At 72.2% G+C, this 18731-nt stretch carries 21 protein-coding genes and 1 pseudogene; 4 read left to right on the top strand and 18 right to left on the bottom strand.

The features are described 5' to 3' along the window. Positions 1-37: 37 nt before the first annotated feature. A complete protein-coding gene (locus AB0O28_RS36720) occupies positions 38-220 on the bottom strand; it encodes a hypothetical protein (RefSeq protein WP_363647195.1) in 183 nt (60 codons plus the stop codon). Positions 221-274: 54 nt separating this feature from the next. Between AB0O28_RS36720 and AB0O28_RS36715 the strand changes: the two genes are divergently transcribed. From AB0O28_RS36715 to AB0O28_RS36705, 3 genes are all read left to right on the top strand, one after another. Then, positions 275-487, top strand: coding sequence for a hypothetical protein (locus AB0O28_RS36715; RefSeq protein WP_363647194.1), 213 nt, complete (start codon positions 275-277; stop codon positions 485-487). A 105-nt stretch (positions 488-592) separates the two neighbouring features. Then, on the top strand, positions 593-1129 hold the full coding sequence (locus AB0O28_RS36710) for a hypothetical protein (RefSeq protein WP_363647193.1): 537 nt from the start codon (positions 593-595) through the stop codon (positions 1127-1129). A 490-nt stretch (positions 1130-1619) separates the two neighbouring features. Beyond that, positions 1620-2195, top strand: a complete 576-nt coding sequence (locus AB0O28_RS36705) for an NAD(P)H-dependent oxidoreductase (protein WP_363647192.1) — start codon at positions 1620-1622, stop codon at positions 2193-2195. A gap of 31 nt (positions 2196-2226) precedes the next feature. On the opposite strand, the gene AB0O28_RS36700 is transcribed toward AB0O28_RS36705, so the two are convergent. The 13 genes and pseudogenes from AB0O28_RS36700 to AB0O28_RS36640 all read right to left on the bottom strand — a co-directional run bounded on the left by AB0O28_RS36700 (position 2227) and on the right by AB0O28_RS36640 (position 13434). Continuing rightward, positions 2227-2664, bottom strand: a complete 438-nt coding sequence (locus AB0O28_RS36700) for a VOC family protein (RefSeq protein ID WP_363647206.1) — start codon at positions 2662-2664, stop codon at positions 2227-2229. Next, a pseudogene (locus tag AB0O28_RS36695) lies at positions 2638-2835 on the bottom strand (VOC family protein); the annotation flags it as partial. The gene AB0O28_RS36700 and the pseudogene AB0O28_RS36695, both read right to left, overlap by 27 nt. Before the next feature lie 117 nt (positions 2836-2952). Beyond that, the gene (locus AB0O28_RS36690; RefSeq protein WP_363647191.1) at positions 2953-3579 is read right to left on the bottom strand and encodes an HAD-IA family hydrolase; all 627 of its coding nucleotides are present in this window, start codon (positions 3577-3579) and stop codon (positions 2953-2955) included. Positions 3580-3588: 9 nt separating this feature from the next. Continuing rightward, entirely contained in the window at positions 3589-4671 is a 1083-nt protein-coding gene (locus tag AB0O28_RS36685; protein ID WP_363647190.1) for an MSMEG_0565 family glycosyltransferase, read from the bottom strand. Further along, on the bottom strand, positions 4668-5516 hold the full coding sequence (locus AB0O28_RS36680) for a carbon-nitrogen hydrolase family protein (protein ID WP_363647189.1): 849 nt from the start codon (positions 5514-5516) through the stop codon (positions 4668-4670). The genes AB0O28_RS36685 and AB0O28_RS36680 overlap by 4 nt, the downstream gene beginning before the upstream one ends. Next, a complete protein-coding gene (locus AB0O28_RS36675; RefSeq protein WP_363647188.1) occupies positions 5513-6373 on the bottom strand; it encodes a carbon-nitrogen hydrolase family protein in 861 nt (286 codons plus the stop codon). The genes AB0O28_RS36680 and AB0O28_RS36675 overlap by 4 nt, the downstream gene beginning before the upstream one ends. Then, positions 6370-7806, bottom strand: coding sequence for an MSMEG_0567/sll0787 family protein (locus AB0O28_RS36670; protein WP_363647187.1), 1437 nt, complete (start codon positions 7804-7806; stop codon positions 6370-6372). Before AB0O28_RS36670 ends, AB0O28_RS36675 begins: the two co-directional genes overlap by 4 nt. Positions 7807-7812: 6 nt before the next feature. Continuing rightward, complete coding sequence (locus AB0O28_RS36665; RefSeq protein WP_363647186.1) at positions 7813-8877, bottom strand: MSMEG_0568 family radical SAM protein; 1065 nt, start codon at positions 8875-8877, stop codon at positions 7813-7815. A 4-nt stretch (positions 8878-8881) separates the two neighbouring features. Next, positions 8882-9397, bottom strand: coding sequence for an MSMEG_0572/Sll0783 family nitrogen starvation response protein (locus AB0O28_RS36660; RefSeq protein WP_142562294.1), 516 nt, complete (start codon positions 9395-9397; stop codon positions 8882-8884). Between the two features lie 35 nt (positions 9398-9432). Beyond that, entirely contained in the window at positions 9433-10260 is an 828-nt protein-coding gene (locus tag AB0O28_RS36655) for an amidohydrolase family protein (protein ID WP_363647185.1), read from the bottom strand. Between the two features lie 5 nt (positions 10261-10265). Continuing rightward, positions 10266-11597, bottom strand: coding sequence for an MSMEG_0569 family flavin-dependent oxidoreductase (locus AB0O28_RS36650; protein WP_363647184.1), 1332 nt, complete (start codon positions 11595-11597; stop codon positions 10266-10268). Positions 11598-11692: 95 nt separating this feature from the next. Then, the gene (locus AB0O28_RS36645) at positions 11693-12844 is read right to left on the bottom strand and encodes an FAD-dependent oxidoreductase (protein WP_363647183.1); all 1152 of its coding nucleotides are present in this window, start codon (positions 12842-12844) and stop codon (positions 11693-11695) included. Next, on the bottom strand, positions 12841-13434 hold the full coding sequence (locus tag AB0O28_RS36640; RefSeq protein WP_363647182.1) for a TetR/AcrR family transcriptional regulator: 594 nt from the start codon (positions 13432-13434) through the stop codon (positions 12841-12843). Before AB0O28_RS36640 ends, AB0O28_RS36645 begins: the two co-directional genes overlap by 4 nt. Before the next feature lie 186 nt (positions 13435-13620). Here AB0O28_RS36640 and AB0O28_RS36635 point away from each other — a divergent pair, with 186 nt between their 5' ends. Continuing rightward, the gene (locus tag AB0O28_RS36635) at positions 13621-14502 is read left to right on the top strand and encodes a DMT family transporter (protein ID WP_363647181.1); all 882 of its coding nucleotides are present in this window, start codon (positions 13621-13623) and stop codon (positions 14500-14502) included. A 134-nt stretch (positions 14503-14636) separates the two neighbouring features. Here AB0O28_RS36635 and AB0O28_RS36630 read toward each other — a convergent pair whose 3' ends face one another. The 4 genes from AB0O28_RS36630 to AB0O28_RS36615 form a co-directional block, all read right to left on the bottom strand. Further along, positions 14637-16190 carry a M28 family metallopeptidase gene (locus AB0O28_RS36630; RefSeq protein WP_363647180.1) on the bottom strand — a complete coding sequence of 518 codons (1554 nt, stop codon included), beginning with the start codon at positions 16188-16190 and terminating at the stop codon, positions 14637-14639. Positions 16191-16348: 158 nt separating this feature from the next. Then, positions 16349-17233, bottom strand: a complete 885-nt coding sequence (locus AB0O28_RS36625; protein ID WP_363647179.1) for a D-alanyl-D-alanine carboxypeptidase family protein — start codon at positions 17231-17233, stop codon at positions 16349-16351. Positions 17234-17366: 133 nt separating this feature from the next. Beyond that, complete coding sequence (locus AB0O28_RS36620; protein WP_363647178.1) at positions 17367-17531, bottom strand: hypothetical protein; 165 nt, start codon at positions 17529-17531, stop codon at positions 17367-17369. Then, the gene (locus AB0O28_RS36615; RefSeq protein ID WP_363647177.1) at positions 17528-18631 is read right to left on the bottom strand and encodes an SMI1/KNR4 family protein; all 1104 of its coding nucleotides are present in this window, start codon (positions 18629-18631) and stop codon (positions 17528-17530) included. The genes AB0O28_RS36620 and AB0O28_RS36615 overlap by 4 nt, the downstream gene beginning before the upstream one ends. Between the last annotated feature and the right edge of the window lie 100 nt (positions 18632-18731).

The raw sequence follows: 18731 nt of genomic DNA, 5'->3' as shown, positions 1-18731 counted from the left end.
GGCGGGGGGCTTCCTGCGTTTCTGATGGTTAAATCCACTACGAGACCCGGCGCTGGATGTCGATCAGTCTCTCGAGCATCTGCGCCTGCGCGGCCTTCATACTGGCCTGCTCCTGCTCGATGCGATCGAACCGCTCGTCGACCCGACCGAACCGTGAAGAGGGCCACGACTCGGCCTCGCACCGGCGGTTCCTCCAGAGCGACGACTTCCGGCGGGTCATCCTCACCTCGGACGGCCTGACCGCGTACCCGCCCCGGGCGCCGAGCCCTTGACGGTGGGGTTCGCCCAGTCGGTGCCCGGGATCTTCTCCGGCCGCATCGACCACATGAACGTCATGATCGCGACCCTGACGAACATGGCCGCGCCCCACCTCGACGGCGGCTACGTCGCGGCCTCGCTGCTGGACATGTCGAAGCGGTCCGGCGCCTACGACAACACCACCGTCGCCGTGATCGACCTGCTCCACGGCGATGACGACACCAACTGAGCCGGAGCGGCCGGGGCCAGGACGGGCCCCGGCCGCTTCCGGAAGGGAGCCAACACCAGATGACCGAAGCCGCCGCCACCGCGGCCCGGCCTCAGCAGCAGCGTCATGGGCCTGCGGCTCACCACCGACCTGAACGCGGGGCAGCGCGTGCCGCTGCTGCTCGCCGACGGCGGCGACGGGCTCGACACGCTGTACCTGTCCGGTGCGCTGACCCTCGGCGACGGCGACACCGAGGTGTGCGAGACCGAGGAGTACCCGACCATCCGACTCGTCGTGGGCCGGCTGTCGCATCCCGGCGGACGGCAGCGCAACCTCATCGCTGGGCTGCTGCTCCACAAGTACCTCCCGGCCGCCGCCAACCGCTGGTGGCTCGACCTGCGCGGCGGCGTCGTCATCACCGGCATGTGCCACTGCGGCGCACCCTCCGACCTGTCCCACCACATCTACGGGCTCGGCGCGCGCGTGTCCGACAACTACCCGAGGAGACGATCCCTGGACCAGGAAAATCCGACCCGCCGCCGACCCGACGACCAACCGGGTGGCGATCACCACGCCCGCGGCTGTACTCGAGGATGGTTGCCGAGGATCGGGCACTGCGTCTCAAGGGGCACGAGGTGTACCGCTTTGGGGGGCATGAGCTAACCATCGACGAGGTTGCCGCCGTCCAGATGCTACGGAGATTCTTCGCCGGGCTCTTCGGCAAGCACCTCGTGGATGCGGGCTCCAATCAAGTCTCAGATCACTCTCTGTAATCCAAGGCTCTGGGTGTTGCCGGCGATCGCCCCCCACCTGGTTCTGCCGCAGTTCTGTCCGAGAGTGGCTAGCGATGACGCATGACCATCAGGGACGGTAAGGGTTTTGCCAGTTCGGATCGCTGATAGCGGAAACGCTACTGGCATGGCCTCTGTGCTGCGAAGATCATGCAGATCATCGAGGGCACCAACCAGATCCAGCGCCTCGTCATCAGCCGCCACCTCGCCCGCTGAAATCCCCCATGCCGAGCGGGTGATCGGCCGCACCCACGCGGGGTGGCGGCCGCCTCGGGAATCGGCGCGCCCCTATCGGTGTTCCCTGCCGATCAGAGCGTACCGTTAGGCGGGTTCTGTCCGCTTATTAGCTGTTTGGGGGAATTATGGCTAAGCCAGTTCTGCAGATCGTCATCGCCAGTACGCGCCCCGGGCGGGTCGGGCTACCGGTCGCGGAATGGTTCCGCGAGCGCGCGGCGGCCCAGGACGCCTTCGAGGTCGAGCTCGTCGACCTGGCGGAGGTGAACCTGCCGTTCCTGGACGAGCCGAACCACCCCCGGCTCCGGCAGTACGTCCACCAGCACACCAAGGAGTGGAGCGCCACCGTCGAGCGCGCCGACGCGTTCGTGTTCGTCACGCCCGAGTACAACTACGGCTTCAACGCGGTGCTGAAGAACGCCATCGACTACCTGCACCACGAGTGGCAGTACAAGCCGGTCGGGTTCGTCAGCTACGGCGGAGTCTCGGCGGGCACGCGCGCCGTGCAGATGCTCAAGCAGGTCGTCACCACGCTGAAGATGGTGCCGGTGTTCGACGCGGTCTCGATCCCCTTCGTCGCCCAGCTTCTCGACGAGGAGGGCCGCCTGCGGTCCAACGACGTGATGAACACGGCGGCGGACGCGATGGTGACCGAGCTGGCCCGGCTCGCCACCGCGCTGCGGCACCTGCGTCCCGCCGCCTGATCCCCGCTGCCTGATCACTGCCGCCTGATACTCAGGAGAGCAGGGCGCCGGTCTCCGGATCGCGCTGCGTGAGGCAGTAGACCCCGCCGGCCGGATCGCGCATGACGGTCCAATGGTGCCCTCGCGTCACGAACGTCGCGCCGTGCCGCTCGTGCAGCAGCCGGGCGGCCTCGGCGTCGGTGCAGGCCAGGTCGACGTGGGCCGAGCCGCCGGGCCCCTCGCCGAGCCGCTGCAGGAGGATCCGCACCGGCGCCCCGGGCGTCGTCAGCACCGTGAACTCGGGCAGCGACCCCCGGCGAGGCGGCCAGCCGGTCAGCGCCTGCCAGAACGCCGCCTCCTCCTCGTACGCGCCGGGGGCGATGTCGAGGCAGACCTGGTCGAGGCGGGTGCCGGCGATCACGGGCGGGCGCCGCGCCGCTCCCTCCCAGGGCACGAGACAGAACGCCCTGCCCTCCGGGGAGCGCAGCACGGCCCAGTCGCCGTGGTCGTCGGCGACGGCGGCGCCGAGCGCCACGGCCCGGGTCATCGAGGCACGGACGTCGTCCACCTCCAGATCGAGGTGGACGCCGCCCCCGTCGCCCACCGCCTGGGATCTTCGCGCACGCGTCACCGGTCTCCGGCAGCAGCGTGGCGAACTCCCCGTCGTCGCCCCGCCGGGGCGACAGGCGCGTGCCGGTGACGGCGGTCCAGAACGCGGCGGCCTTCTCGAAGCTCTCCCTGGGCCTGTCGATGAAGGCCAGCACCCGCCGCAGCGCCATCAGGGAGCCTCCTCGAACAGCGGGAGCAGTGCCGTCTCCAGGTCCGCCGGGGCACGGTAGACGACCCCGGTCATGCCGAGCGCCACCGCCGCGGCGACGTTCTCGGCCCGGTCGTCGACGAACAGGCAGCGCCGGGCGGGGACGCCGGCGCGACCGGCGGCGATCTCGAAGATCCGCGCGTCGGGCTTGGCCACCCCCACGTCGTAACTGCTCACGACGTGGTCGAAGGCGTTTTGCAGCTCCAGCTCGCGCAGGTGGGCGGCCAGTTCCGAGGTGGCGTTGCTGACGAGCACGACGGGGACGCGGGCGCGCGCCCGCGTGAGCAGCGCCAGCACCTCCTCGTCCGCCCAGGTGCGGGCGGCCAGCCAGTCGGCGGTCAGCGCGCTCGCGCGCGCGGCCGAGCCCACCAGTCCGGCGAGGACGGGAACGGCCGAGGCCAGCCACTCCTCCCGGGTCACCAGCCCGGTCAGGGCCGGGACCACCAGCGCCGACTGGCCGGTCACCCGGGCCACCGTCCCCGGCTCCACCCCGTACGCCCGCTCGATCTCCGCCTGCTGCTCGAGATCGGAAAATTTCAGGACCCCGTCGAAGTCGCACAGCACCGCGTCGAACGCTCTGGCCGCCATGGTCCGAGCCTATGACGCGAGCGACTCGTACAGGGCGATGTGGCGTTCGGCGGCGGCCCGCCAGGTGTGCCGGGCGGCGAGCGCCCGGCCTGCCGTACGCCTGCCCGGATCGGCGGAGGCGAGGGCGCCGGCGAGCTCGGCGGCGAGCCCGGCGGGGGTGACGGCGAAGCGCGCGGCGGAGCCGAAGACCTCACGCAGGACCGGCAGGTCGCGCATCACCAGGGGGACGCCCGCCGCCAGGGCCTCCATCGCGGCGAGGCCGAAGCCCTCCTTCACCGACGGGAAGGCGAAGGCGGCGGCGCCCGCCACGAGCGGCGGCAGGTCCGCGTCGGCGACCGGGCCGAGGACCAGCGGCTCGGCGCCCAGCTCCGCCGCCCGGGCCTCCCACCGCGCGCGGTAGTCGCGGTAGTCGAAGAGCGTCTCGCCTCCGGCGATCACCAGCCGGACGTCCGGGCGCGCCTCCCGCAGCAGCGCGTACGCCTCCAGCAGGTCGAGCGAGCCCTTGCGCGGCTCGATGCCGCCGACCGTCAGCACGTATGTCCCGAGCTGACCGCGCCACATGTGAGTGGCGACCGGGTCGGCGGACGCGAAGCGCTCATACGCGACGCCGTTGGGAATCACCGTCGCCGTGATGCCCCACCCGGCCGCGAGCTCGGCGGCCACCGCCTCCGACACGCAGACGTGCGCGTACGGCGTGACGATGGCGCGCTCGTGACAGGCGGCCAGCTCGGGTGTGGTGAAGTGGTCCAGGTGGTGGACGGTGCGCACGCACAGGCCCGCCGCGTTGGCGCTGATGCAGTCCTGGGCGTGCACGACATCGTAAGAGGCGGCCTCAGGAGCGAACGCCCCGCGCAGCATCGCGATCGACCGCAGCACCCGTGGGCCGACGCCCTCCCCGGGGATGTCGGGGAACGGCACGACGCGCAGCCGGACGCCGGGGTCGACCGGGCGGAAGAACCCCGAGTCGCCGCCCCGGCCGAGCGTCCACACCGTCACGTGCTGTCCCGCCGCCGCGAGCGCCTCGGCGAGGGCGAGGGTGTGCACGACCCCGCCGCGGGGCCTGGTCGAGTAGCTGAGCAGCGCGATTCTCACTCATGCACCTCCTCAAGCACCTCCCGGTAGACGCCCGGCCTGCGCTCCCCGAGATGGTGGAGAATCCGCCGCGCGCGGTCGATCTCGGCGGCGACGTCGAGCTCGGCCACGGCCAGCCCGGCCTTCGACCAGGTGCGGGCGAGCACGTCGCCCCCCGGCCCGACGACCTTGGCCTGGCCCAGGAACCGCATGCCTCCCATCACGCCGGTCTGGTTGGAGGAGGCGAGCACGACCTGGTTCTCCGCGGCCCGCGCCTGGTCGTACAGGTCGAAGAGCCGCGACTGCCGGTCCTGGGCCATCCGCGGCGCGCGGTTGGTGACGCTGGCGGGCCAGGCCGACAGGCAGGCCAGGATCTGCGCGCCGTCGAGCGCGAGGCTGCGGGCCGACTCCGGGAAGGTCTTGTCGTAGTCGATCAGCATGCCGATCCGCCCGGCCGGGGTGTCGAAGGCGTCGAACCGGTCGCCCGGGCGGTAGGCCGCGGTCTCGCCCGCGGGCAGGTGCACCTTGCGGTGCAGGCCGAGCACCCCGTCGCCGCTGACGCACACAGCCGTGTTGTAGCGGACGTCGCCGCCGTCCTCGCAGAATCCGACGCACACCACCATCTCGGCGGCCAGCGCCGCCACCCGCGCGATGACCGGGTCGTCCGGCTTCAGGGCGGGCGGCAGCGCGTCGGGGTCCGGCCTACGCAGGTCGGCGAGGTAGCCGCCGAGCGCGGCGTCGGGCAGCACGAGCAGCCGGGCGCCCGCGGCGCGGGCGTCGTCGATCAGTTTGGCGATGCGGGCGAGGTCGAAGGTGAGGTCGCGGCCGAAATGGGCGGCCGCCGCGGCGATCCGCAGGACGCTCACGCCGCCTGCCCCGCGTGTCCGGCCTGCCCGGCCGTCCCGTACGTCTCCGGCCGGCGGTCGCGCAGGTGGCCCATCGACCGGCGCGCGGTCTCCAGCGCCCGCGGCACGTCGATCTCGGCGACGGCCATGCCCGGCCCGACACCCGTCGCCGAGACGATCTCACCGCCGGGGTCCACGATCTTCGCGCTGCCGACGAAGCGCAGCGACCCGAACGTGCCCGCCTGGTTGGCCGACAGCCACACGATCTGGTTCTCCAGCGCCCGCGCCCGGTCGAACAGGTCGAAGCGCCGCTTCCAGCGGTCACGCTCCAGGTCCGGCGCCGCGTTCGTCCGCGAGCCCGGCCACGCCGACACGCACACCCCGATCTGTGCGCCGTCGAGGGCCAGCGCGCGGGCGGACTCGGGGAACGCCTTGTCGTAGCAGATCATCATGCCGATCCTGCCGACGGGCGTGTCGATGGCACGGAAACCGTCGCCCGAGGCGTAGCTGGCGTTCTCGCCGAGCGGCTGGTGGACCTTGCGGTGGTTGCCCAGCACGCCGTCGCCGCTGACGCACACCACGCTGTTGTAGCGGGCGTCGCCGCCGTCCTCGCAGTAGCCCGCGACCACGACCAGGTCTCCGGCCAGCGCGGCCAGCCGCCGGATCTCGGGGCCGTTCACGGCGAGCGGGGGCGGCCCGGCGTCCGCGGCGCCGCCGTCGAGGCTGATCAGGTAGCCGCCGAGGCACGCCTCGGGCAGCGCGAGGAGCCGCACGCTCGCGTCGCGCGCCTCCTTGATCAGGTGTTCCGCGATCGCGAAGTCCTCGTCGAGGTCGCGGCCGAAACCGGCGGACACCGCCGCCATGCGAAGGGCGCTCACGCGGTCCCCAATCCGGTCACCGGGCCGCCGACGGCCTCCGTGACCTGTCCGTCGGGCCAGCGCAGCGAGACGCCGCCGCCGGTGGTCAACTCCCCGCACACCGCCGATGCGGCCGGCCCCGGCGGCGGCGCAGGCGCGCCCGGCCGGTCCGTCGTGAGCATCGCGAAGCCGGGAAAGCAGGTGAGCCAGTCGCCCATGGAGGCGGCGGCCGGGCGCGGCACCGCGGCCACGTCCAGCACGGCCGCGCAGCCGCTCGCCTCGGCCAGCATGCCGAGCGTGCCGGCGATCCCCGCCATCGACACGTCCTTGGCGGCGGCGGGGCGACCGGCCGCGACCGCGCCGAGCATCGCGCGCAGCTCGTCGGTGCGCCGGGAGGTGGCCGAGTCCCATTGGCGGCCTCGGTAGCCGGTCCGCCAGCCGCCGCCGAGGTCCGCCGTGAGGCGCACGGCGTGGCCGGGGCGTCCGCCGCCGCCGGGCACGGGACGCGCGGCGTGGCCGAGGGCCGTGACCGACAGCGCGGCCGGCACCCCGAGTTGCGTGTGCCCGCCCAGCACCGGCACCCCGTACGCGCAGGCGGCCCGCGCGAGGCCGTCGATCACCCGGGCGGCGTGCGCGGCGTCGGGCGCGGCGAGCGCGTCGAGCAGCCCGGCCGGGGCGGCGCCCATCGCGGCGAGGTCGTTGAGGTTGACCAGGACGGCGCACCAGCCGGCCCACTCCGGGTCGCGCTCGACCATGGACGGCACGATCGCGTCGCAGGCGGCGACGAGATCGCTGCCGGGCACCGGCGCGCCGTCGTCACCGACGAAGCCCGGCCCGCCCAGCCGCGCCGGACCGCCCGGCAGGGCGGCGAGCAGCGGGCCGAGCGCCGACTTGGCCGCCGCCGCGTGGGCCGCGACCCTGCCGATCGGGTGACGCATCAGCACGTGCGGCGCGCCCGCGACCGTCACCGTCCGCACCCGAGTCCAGCCCAGACGGCGGAAGAACGCCTCGGCCCTGACCTGCACGGTCGCCTCGAACCGCAGCACGCCCTCCGCCTCGGCGCGGGCGCACGCGGCCCGCACCAGGGCCGCGCCGGTGCTTCCCGTCGCCCCCGCGCCGCGCGCGGCGGGCGTGACGACCAGGCGCCCGCCCGTCCACCAGCCGATGTCGGGGCCGTCGCAGGCCGGACCGAGCCGCACGCCGCCGACGACCGTGCCCGCCGCGTCCCTGGCCACCAGCGTGATCGTGCGGGGATCGTCGTCCCTGTCGTCGAGGTCGTGCTCGCCGAACAACCTCTGCTCCCGGACGAACGCCTCGTGCCGCAGCCGCCGGTAGGCCCGGAGGGTCGCGGCGTCAGCGGCCTGCTCGATCCGGACAGGCGGCCGCCGCGCCAGCGTGCTGCGGTCACCGAGCAGCGCGAGGATGTCCGGCGCCGTGTCGCCGTCGAGGTGCATCGGCCCTCACCCGCCCGCCGCGCTCAGCACGCCGCACGCCCCGCAGGCGGCGCAGCCCGCCCCCTGGTCCGCGCCGCGCATGCCGGCCGCCCGCAGCAGCGCCGCCACACCCTCGGTGACGTATGTCAGCAGGCCGGCGCCGGGGGCGCCGATCCCGTCGCGGGCCGCGAGGGTGCCCCGCATCGGGCGGAACGGGACCACGAAGGGATAGACGCCGCGCCGGATGAGGCGGCCCGCGCCCGCGATCAGCTCGTCGGGGTCCTCGCCCAGCCCCACCAGCAGATACGTCGAGACGCGGTTGCGCCCGAACACCCGGACCGCCTCGTCCCAGGCGGCCTCGTAGTCGGCGAGCGGCACCGACGACTTGCCCGGCATCCACCGCCGCCGGACCTCCTCGTCCAGCGACTCCACGTGGATGCCGATCGCGGTGGCCCCGGCCTCGCGCAGCGCGCCGATCCAGGCCAGGTCGCCCGGCGGCTCGCACTGCACCTGGATCGGCAGACGCGGCACGGCGTCCAGCACGGCGCGCACGCACCGTGCCAGAGTGCGCGCGCCGCGATCGGGCCCGGTGGTCGTGCCGGTGGTCATCACCATCTGCCGCACGCCGTCGAGCCGCACCGCCGCCTCCGCCACCTCGGCGAGCTGGGCGGGCGTCTTCGCGGCGACCGTCGCGCCCGACCGCAGCGACTCCTCGATGGTGCAGAAACGGCAGCGGTCGGCCTCGCCGTACCTCACGCACGTCTGCACGACGGTCGTGGCCAGCACGTCCGCGCCGTGCAGCCGGGCGATCTTCTCGTACGGCACGCCGTCGGCGGTGGTCAGGTCGTAGAACCTCGGCCGCCGCACGGGCACCAGGGAGACCCCGGTGTCCTGCTCGCCGAGCCAGACCGTGCCGTCGCGAACGGTGTAGGGGCTGCCGGGATCGATGGGCAGCGCCGCGCCGGCGCCGTCGACGAGGACGTGGCCGTCGCCGCTGGGCCCCGCGCCGTCCGGCCGCCGTACGGGCGTGTCGAAGGCCACGCCGCGCAGGGCCAGCTCGGCGCGGGTCATGATCCGCAAATCGACGGTCACGGCACTACAGCTGGTAGGTGGAGTTGATGATGGCGCCCTTGCGGGCGTAGTGGATCAGCGCGTCCTGCACGTCCAGCGGGTGGGTCGGGATCACGCCCTCGATGAGGTCCTCCTCGCGGGCGCCGTGCAGGGACAGGCCGAACCGGCAGCAGTAGACCTTGCCGCCCTCGGCGATGAACGTCTTGAGCTGGTTGTTTATGTTGTGCTCTCCAGGGAACGCCGAGTTGCCGGTCGTCGGGAAGCCACGGGTGGCCAGGCAGTTCAGCGAGCCGGGGCCGTAGAAGTAGATGGCGGTCTCGAAGCCCTTGCGCAGCGCCCGGGTGGCCTGCAGCACGGCCACGAAACTGACCGACGACTCGTGCGCGATGCCGTGGACGAGCGTGAAGTACGACTCGCCGTTCTCGGCCTTGTAGTCGGGGAACACCTTGGTCGTGCCGTAGATGCTGGAACCCTCGGGCAGGGACGGGTGGGGGATCTCCTCGATGCTCTTCTTCTCGAGGTCGGTCATGTCGACGGACATGTGTCTCTCCTTGTGTCGGCAGGAAGTGAGCGGGGTCAGTCGTAGAGGGAGGCGAAGGTGCCGCGGAAGACGAGCGCGCCCAGCTCGCCGTCCCCGGCCGCGGCGCGCATCCGGGCGTGCTCGCCCGCGAAGTCGCCCCACGGCTGGTCGCTGGCGAACAGCACGCGGTCGTGGCCGAGCCCGCGCCGCTCGATCTCCGTGGCCAGCCAGTAGGGCGCGAAGCCGATGGCCCAGGACAGGTCGGTGTAGACGCGTTTGCCGGCCGCGATCCAGTCGAAGAACCGGGAGCCGGCCAGCTTGATGTGGCCGCTCATCCCGCCGCCGAAGTGCACGAGGTGCACCGGCACGCGGTCGGCGTACCACTCGACCAGGTGTCCGACCTCGTCGACGTCCGAGGCGGCGCCCGGCGAGGTGTGCACGTGGACGACCAGGCCGTGGCGTCCGGCCGCCGCGAAGATCCGGTCGAGGCCGGGACGGCAGGCGGGGTCGGTGGGCCGCCCGCCGAGCAGGAAGCTGAGCTTGAGCGCCCGGACACCCCGCTCGCCCGCCAGGGCGAGGGCGCGGGCGGTGCGCTCCTCGTCGCGGGGCAGCGGCGAGACCCACAGCCCCGCGCGAATCCGGTCGTCTGCCTGCGCGGCCTCCAGGACGAGGTCGTTGAGCGCGAAGGCGACCGCCGGGTCGGGCACGCCGTAGTTGGGCAGCACCAGCGCACGCTCCGTGCCCTCCGCGTCGAGGTCGGCGATCAGCCGCGTGACCGTGGCCCGCGCGGTGACGTCGGGATTCACCGCGGGACCGCCGTAGAAGGGATGGGCGGGCAGCACGCCGATGTGGCGGTGAGCGTCGAAGACCATGTCGCGGGTCATGGGACTCACCCGACCGGCAGCGCGGGCGAGAGCTCGGCCGGCGCGCCGGTCAGCGCGCCGCAGACGTCGGCCAGCCGCCGGGACGCCTCGATGTGACCGGCCAGGAACTCGGCGTCCCGGCCCACCGCCTCGAACCGCCCGGAGCCCCAGGTGTGCTGCCAGGGCAGCCCGAGGAAGTAGAGCCCGGGACAGTTCGTCACGCCGCGCCAGTGCATCGGATAGCCCCGGCCGTCGAAGGCGGGGATCTCGATCCAGCGGTGGTCGCGGGTGAACCCGGTCGCCCAGACGACCGAGGTGATCCCGGCCGCGGCCAGGTCGAGGGCGCGTACCGGCTCGCCCGGTTCCCACACCGGCACGTAGCGGGGCTCTCGGGGGGCGTCGATGCCGTGCGTGGAGATGTACGCGTCGATGGCGTCCTTGATCCCCTCGGCCACCGCGTCGGCCCGGTCGAGGTTGTCGTTCAGGTCGGCGGCGAACTCCAGCGTCACACCGGTCACACCGGTCAGCCGGCCGTACAGGCGCATCCCGTCGCGGGCGAAGGCCCGCAGGTCGATGTCGCGCCCGCCGTCGCGTCCGGTGACGTAGTGGTTGGCCCGCAGGCGTACGGCGTCCGCGTCGTAGAACTCGTCGATGCTCCTCGCGTAGTGGCCCATGTCGTGCAGCCACGCGACGCAGTCCCTGCCCCGGTAGAAGCGGGCGACCCGGGGCGCGCTTCCGACGGCGAGGTGGACACGGCGCCCGGCCAGATGCAGGTCCTCGGCGATCTGGCAGCCCGACTGCCCGGTGCCGATCACGAGGACCTCGCCCTCGGGAAGCTGCGCGGGACGGCGGTACCGCGAGGAGTGGACCTGCGTGATCCCCGCGGGCAGCCGCTCGGCCAGGCGGGGGACGGCGGCCGCGTGGTAGGGGCCGGTGGCCACCACGACCTGGTCGGCGGTGAGATCCCCGGCGGTGGTCGCGAGCTCGAACGTCCCGCTCGCGGCCCTCCGCAAGCGGCTGACGCGCACACCCTCGGCGAGTGGAGGGCCGAAGGATGCGGCGTAGTCCTCCAGGTAGCGGACGATCTCCTCGCGGACCATGAAACCGTCGGGGTCGGGCCCGCGGTAGGGGAAGCCCGGCAGATCGCACTGCCAGTTGGGGGTCACCAGGCAGAAGGAGTCCCAGCGGTGCTCGCGCCACTCGTGGCCGACCCGCCGCGCCTCGATGACGACATGCTCGATGTCGCGCCGGCCCAGGCAGTGGCTGACCGACAGCCCGGCCTGGCCGCCGCCGACGACCGCGACCGGGTAGTGGGCTCCGGCGATCCGCGGTGTGCTGGTGTTTGCCGCCGATTCCATGACGGCCACTTCAGCCCGCCCGGATTACCGGACCACGGCATCCGGAATAAAAATCTGTTACCGATGCGTCACCGTACGTGATGTCGCCGAGTGAGTCAGGTGATGAGGCGGTGGCCGCCGGGGCTGAGTGAGCCCATGAACAGCCGGTCGGCTCCCGGCAGGGAGGCGAGCCGCAGCAGCCAGTCGCGGGCGGTGATGCGCAGGCGGCTGGACGGCGCCATCCAGGGGAGGAAGCGGCGGCCGAAGGCCTGGACATCGGCGACGACCGGCCGCATGCGTGCCGCGTACCGGTCGAGGGCGGGGGGCAGGCCGCCGGGGGAGACCTCGCGCAGCTCGTCGGCGAGCACCCATGCCGCGGCGATCGCGAGGGACGCGCCGTGCCCGGCGAACAGGGAGACCGCCTGACAGGCGTCGCCGAGCAGGACCACCCGGCCGCTGCTCCATCGAGGGGCGTCGACCTGCGTCACCTGGTCGTAGTACAGCTCGGGCGGCTGCGGGCACCGGGCCAGCACCTCGGGCAGGATCCAGCCGAGACCCCCGTAATGCCGGCGCAGCGAGGCGGCCGGATCGGCGGGAGCGGCGGGGTCGGGCTCGTGGCGCAGGAACAGCAGGGCCAGCCGGTCCCCGCCCACCGCGTACGCTCCGGCCATCAGGCCCGGCACGGTCAGCATCCGGTATCGCGCGCCGACCTCCCGGCTGAGGTCCTCGTCCTCCACCACGTACGCCGCCACGTGGTGATCGAGATAGCGGACGAAGCGCTCCTCGGGACCGAAGACCAGCTCCCTGACCCGTGAGTGCACGCCGTCGGCGCCGATGAGCAGATCTGCTTCGTGCCGGGTGCCGTCGGTCAGTTCGACCTCGACACCCCCGTCGTCCTGCGTGACGGCCGCGACCGTCGTGCCGTACCGGACCGGCGCGCGCACCTGCTCGGCGAGCACGCGAGCGAGGTCGCCGCGCAGCAGGCTGACCACGTCGGCGAATCCCGCCTTGACGGTGAGACGGCTGGTCTGCCGTCCGGAGCCGTCGACGTAGCCGATCTCGTGGACGGGGTGGCGGACCTCCTCCAGCCGTGGGCGCAGCCCCATCCGCCCGGCCGCCTCCAGGCCGGGACCGTAGAAGTCGATCATGTATCCGCCCTCGCGGAACGCCGGGGCGCGCTCGACCAGCCGGACGTCCCAGCCCGCGCGCTCCAGATGCCAGGCCAGGGCCGTTCCGGCTATCCCGGCGCCGCAGACGATCGCTCTCATGTTCCTCCACCCTTTTCGTGTCCGTCCGTACGCACCATCGCCCGCAGCGGCCCGGCCAGAGCGGTGAGGTCGAGGGCGGGATCGAGGCCGCGGTGCAGCACCAGCCCGTCCACCGCCGCGACGAGGACCGCGGCGGTCGCCTCGGCGTCGCCGCGATGGCCGTGCTCGCGCAGCCAGGCGGCGACGTGGGCGCGGGAGTCGGCGACGATCTCGTGCAGCCGGTCGCGGAGCTCGGGCAGCCGGGCGGCGGCCAGGTACATCTCGGCGATCAGCAGCGAGGCGGGGTCGGTCCCCGTGTATCGGGACAGCTCACCGAGCAGCCACTCGACGCCGGTCTCGAGGCCGGGCTGCTCCGCCAGCCGCCCGGTGAACTCTCCCAGCATCGCGCGCGCGACCCCCGTCGAGGCCGCGATCAGAAGGTCGGGCAGCGACGCGAAGTGATAGTGCACGACTCCGGGGGCCACTCCGGCCCGCTCGGCCACCATCCGCGTGCTGACCCCGCTCCAACCGGCCTCGGCGATCAGAGCCGCCGCGGCGGCGAGTAGCCGTTGCCGTGTGGTCCTGCCCCGGTCCGCGGACGCCTCCGTCATCTCCCACCTGCTCCGTTCACGTCTCGTACGACTGCCTTGGTCGAACGACTTGGACGCCCGCCCAAAAACAATATCGCGGACATGAGGCCGCCGTCACCGGGGATGGCCGGATACATATGCGCGACCCGGTCGCCGAGGGGAGTGATCGATCATGATGTCCGGGGCTCCGGGGGGCGGCGCGGGGCCGTGATCGTCACGGTGGTTCTCGGCCTCGCGGCCGCGGCCCTGCTCGGGCTGGGCTGGGTCGCGCAGCAGCACGTCGCGTACACCGAACCGCTGGGCGAGATGCTGCACGTGCGCCTGCTGTTCGATCTGGTACGCAAGCCTGTGTGGCTGGCCGGGATCGCCACGATGGTCGGCGGGCAGGTCCTCGGGGCGCTGGCCCTGCGGCGTGCCGACGTCGCCTCCGTGGAGCCGCTCCTGGCGACCAGCCTCATCTTCGCCCTCACCGCGGCGGCCCTGTTCTACCAGGAGCGCCTGGGCGCGGCGGAGTGGCTGGGGGCGGTGCTGGTCAGCGGAGGCGTCGCCGCCTTTCTCGTGGCGGGGCGCCCCCACGGCGGCGGGATGCCGGCGCCGAACTCTCTGGTCTGGCTGGCCGTGCTGGTCGTGGCGGGGGTGGCCGCGGGCATGGTCGCGGTGGCGCTGCGAATGCCCCTGCAGACCAAGGCGATGTTGCTCGCGGCGGCGGCGGGGGCGTTGTACGGCCTCCAGGACGCGCTGACCCGCGGGGCCCTTCTGACCCTTGCGCGGGGACCGGTGGCGCTGTTCACCTCATGGCAGGTGTATCTGGTGCCCGTCATCGCCGCGACCGGTCTCCTGCTCAACCAGAGCGCGTTCGACGCCGCACCGCTGCGGATCTCGCTGCCCGCCACCACCGCGACCGAACCGATCGTCGGCATAGTCCTGGGGGTCGCGATCTTCGGTGAGCGTCTGCGCGTCGATCCGCCGGCCCTCGCGGGCGAGGTCGGCGGCCTGGTGGCGCTCGTGGTGGGCATCGTCATCCTCGGCCGCTCGCCGTTCCTGGCGAAGTCGGAGCAGGGGCAGCAGGCCTCTCGTGGCCGCAGGTGAATGAAATGTGCCCGGATCCGCCGCTGGGCCCTACGCGTCACGGCCCTGCTGACCGCGTCCCCCGGCAGGCGGTGGGCTTCGGGCCCCGCCGGACGTCGTCCGGCGGGGCCCGCGTGTGTGTCACCGCGTACGGATCACCGGGCGAGCGTGCCGTGCGCCTCGCCGGCGTGGGCCACGGCGGTCCTGGCGGCGGCCGCGGTGGTGCGGGCGTCCGGACCGGGCAGGTCCCGGCCGAAGGCGTAGACGGCGGCGGCGGTGGCGATCGCGCCCGTGTTCAGCGCCAGAGCCTTGTCGCTGATGTTGGCGATGGTGTCGCAGGCCTGGTGGTAGCAGGAGTCGTACGCCTCACCGGCGGTGCCGCCGAACAACGCCTGCTCCTCGGGCGTCTTGACGCCCTCGGCGCCGGTGAACGTCCCGCCGGACGGAATCCCGGCGTCGATGAACGGCCCGTAGTCCGACCGTCCGTCGAAGTCGGTGCCGTTGTGGGCCTGACGGAGCGTGTCGAAGTACTTCTCGAAGAGCTTCTCGATCTCGTCGGAACCCGCGGGACCGGGGCCGGCGCCGGTGGCGTCGGAGTCGTCGCCGTCGTAGATCTTCAGGGCGTAGTTCGGGGAGGCGACCATGTCGAAGTTCAGGTACAGCTTGATCCTCGCCAGGTCGGCGGGGGACAGGCTCGCGACGTAGTGCTCGGAGCCGAGCAGGCCCAGCTCCTCCGCGCTCCAGAAGGAGAAGCGCAGCGTGTTCCTGGTCGGGATCTTGCCGAACGCGGCGGCGACCTCCAGGATCGCGGCGCTGCCGGAGCCGTTGTCGTTGATGCCGGGCCCCGCCGGCACGCTGTCCAGGTGCGCCCCGAGTTGCACCACCCTGTTCGGGTCGCCCCACCGCGAGTCGGCGATGACGTTGTGGGTCTTACGGGTCTCGCTCGTGGTGTCGGTCCTCACCCGTACGGACGTCCCGGCGGCGGCCAGTTCCTGGCCGACCGCGAAGCTCACGCCCACTGCGGGAATGTGCACGGTGGGCTCGCCCAGCGTGCCCTGCAGGGTGTCGGTGCGCCCGGGCTGACCCTCGTTCATGAGGATCACCGCGGACGCGCCCGCGGCCTGCGCGTTCTCCGCCTTCACCTGGAAGGTGCAGGTGCCACGCTGGACCAGCGCGACGGCCCCCGCCGGGAAGCCGGCGAAGTCGGCGGCCTCGCAGCCGGAGGTCGACGTGTTGGGCGTGGGGCCGGGAGGCAGCACGAGGTCGACGTTCCGGACGGCTCCGGTGACGTCTCCCGACCCGGAGTAGGTCATGGTGGCGAAGTCGCCGACGCTGCTGCCGTCCGGCGGGGTGGGCGCGTACGTCTTGGGGGAGGGCGCGGTCCGCTGGAGGACCGCCGCCGAGTTCTCCTTGAAGAACGGGAAGTCGAACTCCTGCAGGGTCACCGTGTAGCCGGCCTTCTTCAGCACTCCGGCGACGTAGTCGCGGGAGGCCGCGAAGCCGGGGGTGCCGGCGGCGCGGGTGCCGCCGTTGGCGTTCGCGATGTCCTGCAGTTTGCGCAGGTGCTTCTTCACCGCCGACGCGACCACCGTCTGCGCGATGTGGGCGGGGTCGGGGTCGGCGTTCGCCGGCGCGGCGGGCAGGAGGGGAAGCACGAGGGCGGACGCCGCGGTGGCGACGGCGGCCCGCATGCCGAGCGAGGCGCGCATTGGGCTCTCCTTCGGGTCCAATGACGGTCCGGACGGTCCAGGTGCCAGGGCCCCCGCTGGACACTGATCGGGAACTTAACCGGGATTGACCGATCCGGAAAGACCGTGTTTTCTGGCCCGCCGGGGTATTGCGCGGGCCCGCCTCCCCCTACGCCGGCTCAGCGCTCGGACTCGGACTCGGACGCCCAGTCGAGCAGCCTCTCGGCGGTGTTCCACCGGCGGCTGGCGACGTCTTCGCCGAGGATGATCCCGATGAGCCGGTGACCGTCCCGGTCGGCCGCGAACGCCAGGCAGAACCCGGCGGCGTTGGTGGACCCGGTCTTCACGCCGATCGCGCCCGGCAGGCCGAGCATGTGGTTGGTGTTGTACCAGTCGTACCGGCCGTCCTCGGTCGAGTGGTGGCTCGTCGAGGTGATCTTTGTGAAGATCGGGTTCCGCAGGGCGATCTCCGCGAGCCTGGCCTGGTCGCGGGCGGTGGAGTGCCCGTCGCCGTGGGACGTGGGGAGGCCGTCGGCGTTGACGTAGAGGGTGTCCTTCAATCCGAGTTCGCGCGCGGTGGCGTTCATCTTGTCCACGAAGCCCTTCACTCCGGGGCCGTACACGCGGGCCAGGGCGTGCGCGGCGTCCGCGCCGGAGGGGAGCAACAGGGCGTACAGCAGTTCGCGGACCGGCAGGGTGTCCCCGGCTTCGAGGTCGGCCGTGGTGCCGTCGTTGTTCCAGGCGTACTCGAGGTCCTCACGCTTGATCTTGACCTCGTCGTCGAGGTCCGCCTCCCGCAGGATGATGTACGCGGTCATCATCTTGGTGAGGCTGGCGACCGGCATGCGCTCGGCGGCGTTCTTGTCCAGCAGGTCCTGCCCGGTCGTGGCGTCCCACAGGTAGACGGCCCGCCCGTGCACATGCGGCGCTACGTACGCCTGCGCAGGACCGTGCTGCGTGGAAATGTGCTGCGTGGAAATGTGCTGCGTCAGGCCGGGAGCGGCCAGGGCGGGAGGGGCGAGAACCGGCGCCGCAACCCCCGTGACCAGGGCAAAAGTGGCCATGGAGGCACCAAGGGAAAGCTTCCGAGCGAACATGCGAATCAGCGTGCCATGACTATTCGGGCCTTTCTGGCGAGATTTGGCAAAATATCGGCAAAGCGCCTGAACGTATGTGATTTAAGAGGTTTGGTGTGACTTATCGGGTAACGGCCGTGATCTGACCGGGAGCGCCGGGACGCCGGTCGGGCGCCGGAGCGGACGGTTCGTCGGGCTGCACGCCGCCGAGCTGCTCGGAGTGGCGCAGCGAGGGATGCGGGAGCGCCTCGATCTGGACCCGCACCCGGGCGTGTGGCGCGATCATCCAGGGGGCGGGCCCGGCCGTGACACGGCCTCGCCCCGCCGCGCCGCCACGGCGCGAAGAGTGGAAGGCCGGAAATCCCTCGTGAACGATCCTGCCAGCCATTCGGTCAGCCATTCGGCGAGCGTCATGTTCTGCGGCGTCAACGCGGAAGGGTCCACTCCGGCATATGCCTGATCCGGCCGCAGGTGGGGACCCATCGGGTCCCATATCCACATCGGGCCCGCGGGATCGCGGCAATCCACGAGCGACCAGATCGCGGTCCCCCAACTGCAGAGCCAGACGAAACCGGGAGGGACGAAAGGATCCGGGCCGGAACTCCATGCGCTGTGGGAGAAGACGATCTGGCGCGCCCGGTAGGCGTCTGGCGTGGGCACCCCCTGAATACCCCGGCCCGGGCCCACTCCTCCGTTCGCCACCTCCAGGTACAACCGGCGAAGCAACGGAGGCAGGGAAAGCCCCATCGCCCGTTCCGCCTCGGTGACCGCCGCTGAAGGCGCGGGTGAACTGAGGCAGGGCAGCGCGGACATCGTCCCGATGATCTCATCGTCCGGCAGGCACTCCGGCGGGGTGTATTCCAGCTCGCCGGGACAAACGTCGAACGATGCGCGGCGTTCGGCGACGGCGACGAGATCCGAGGTCTCGAAAGCCTTTTCCAGGTTGCCGCTGAGTGACTCTGTGAGCCATTCGGCCAGGGTCATGTTCTGCGGAGTCAACGGGACTTCATCCGGAGACTCTTCCGCGTCGAAATTCGGGTCCCATATCCACATCGGGCCCGCCGGATCCCGGAAATCCATGACGGACCAGATTCCGCACCCCCAGTCGAACAACCACAACATGCCGGGCCACTCGTCACGTGTATCCGGATACATGTCGACGATGTCGGCCACTTCCAAATGGTGCTCGTATTCGCTCCCGGTCACCCCCAGTATCCCCGTGCGCGGGCCGAAGCCTCCGTTCGCGGCCTCGAGATACAGACGGCGGAGCAACGGAGGCAGCGGGTGCCCGATGACCCGTTCCACCTCGTCGATGGCCTCGGGCGACGCGGGAGGGAGAAGACCGGGGATCGCGCGGACCGCCTCGATGAGCTCGTCGTCAGTCATATGGGCCATCCACCTGTGCCTTCAAGCAAGACCCCACGGGGTCGACTTGCACTGATTACAGTATTACGGTGATCTTCCATTCGTCATCGCGGCCACGGGG

Origin of the sequence: Microbispora sp. NPDC088329, assembly GCF_040685655.1 — a bacterium.
Taxonomy (GTDB): Bacteria; Actinomycetota; Actinomycetes; order Streptosporangiales; family Streptosporangiaceae; genus Microbispora.
This window is presented reverse-complemented; position numbering and strand designations above follow the sequence as displayed.

What these genes read in the sequence shown, in the direction of transcription:
- AB0O28_RS36720 (WP_363647195.1), bottom strand. Translation starts at nt 220, where the DNA reads ATGACCCGCCGGAAGTCGTCGCTCTGGAGGAACCGCCGGTGCGAGGCC.
- AB0O28_RS36710 (WP_363647193.1), top strand. Translation starts at nt 593, where the DNA reads ATGGGCCTGCGGCTCACCACCGACCTGAACGCGGGGCAGCGCGTGCCG.
- AB0O28_RS36705 (WP_363647192.1), top strand. Translation starts at nt 1,620, where the DNA reads ATGGCTAAGCCAGTTCTGCAGATCGTCATCGCCAGTACGCGCCCCGGG.
- AB0O28_RS36690 (WP_363647191.1), bottom strand. Translation starts at nt 3,579, where the DNA reads ATGGCGGCCAGAGCGTTCGACGCGGTGCTGTGCGACTTCGACGGGGTC.
- AB0O28_RS36670 (WP_363647187.1), bottom strand. Translation starts at nt 7,806, where the DNA reads ATGCACCTCGACGGCGACACGGCGCCGGACATCCTCGCGCTGCTCGGT.
- AB0O28_RS36660 (WP_142562294.1), bottom strand. Translation starts at nt 9,397, where the DNA reads ATGTCCGTCGACATGACCGACCTCGAGAAGAAGAGCATCGAGGAGATC.
- AB0O28_RS36655 (WP_363647185.1), bottom strand. Translation starts at nt 10,260, where the DNA reads ATGACCCGCGACATGGTCTTCGACGCTCACCGCCACATCGGCGTGCTG.
- AB0O28_RS36650 (WP_363647184.1), bottom strand. Translation starts at nt 11,597, where the DNA reads ATGGAATCGGCGGCAAACACCAGCACACCGCGGATCGCCGGAGCCCAC.
- AB0O28_RS36645 (WP_363647183.1), bottom strand. Translation starts at nt 12,844, where the DNA reads ATGAGAGCGATCGTCTGCGGCGCCGGGATAGCCGGAACGGCCCTGGCC.
- AB0O28_RS36640 (WP_363647182.1), bottom strand. Translation starts at nt 13,434, where the DNA reads ATGACGGAGGCGTCCGCGGACCGGGGCAGGACCACACGGCAACGGCTA.
- AB0O28_RS36630 (WP_363647180.1), bottom strand. Translation starts at nt 16,190, where the DNA reads ATGCGCGCCTCGCTCGGCATGCGGGCCGCCGTCGCCACCGCGGCGTCC.
- AB0O28_RS36625 (WP_363647179.1), bottom strand. Translation starts at nt 17,233, where the DNA reads ATGGCCACTTTTGCCCTGGTCACGGGGGTTGCGGCGCCGGTTCTCGCC.
- AB0O28_RS36620 (WP_363647178.1), bottom strand. Translation starts at nt 17,531, where the DNA reads ATGATCGCGCCACACGCCCGGGTGCGGGTCCAGATCGAGGCGCTCCCG.
- AB0O28_RS36615 (WP_363647177.1), bottom strand. Translation starts at nt 18,631, where the DNA reads ATGACTGACGACGAGCTCATCGAGGCGGTCCGCGCGATCCCCGGTCTT.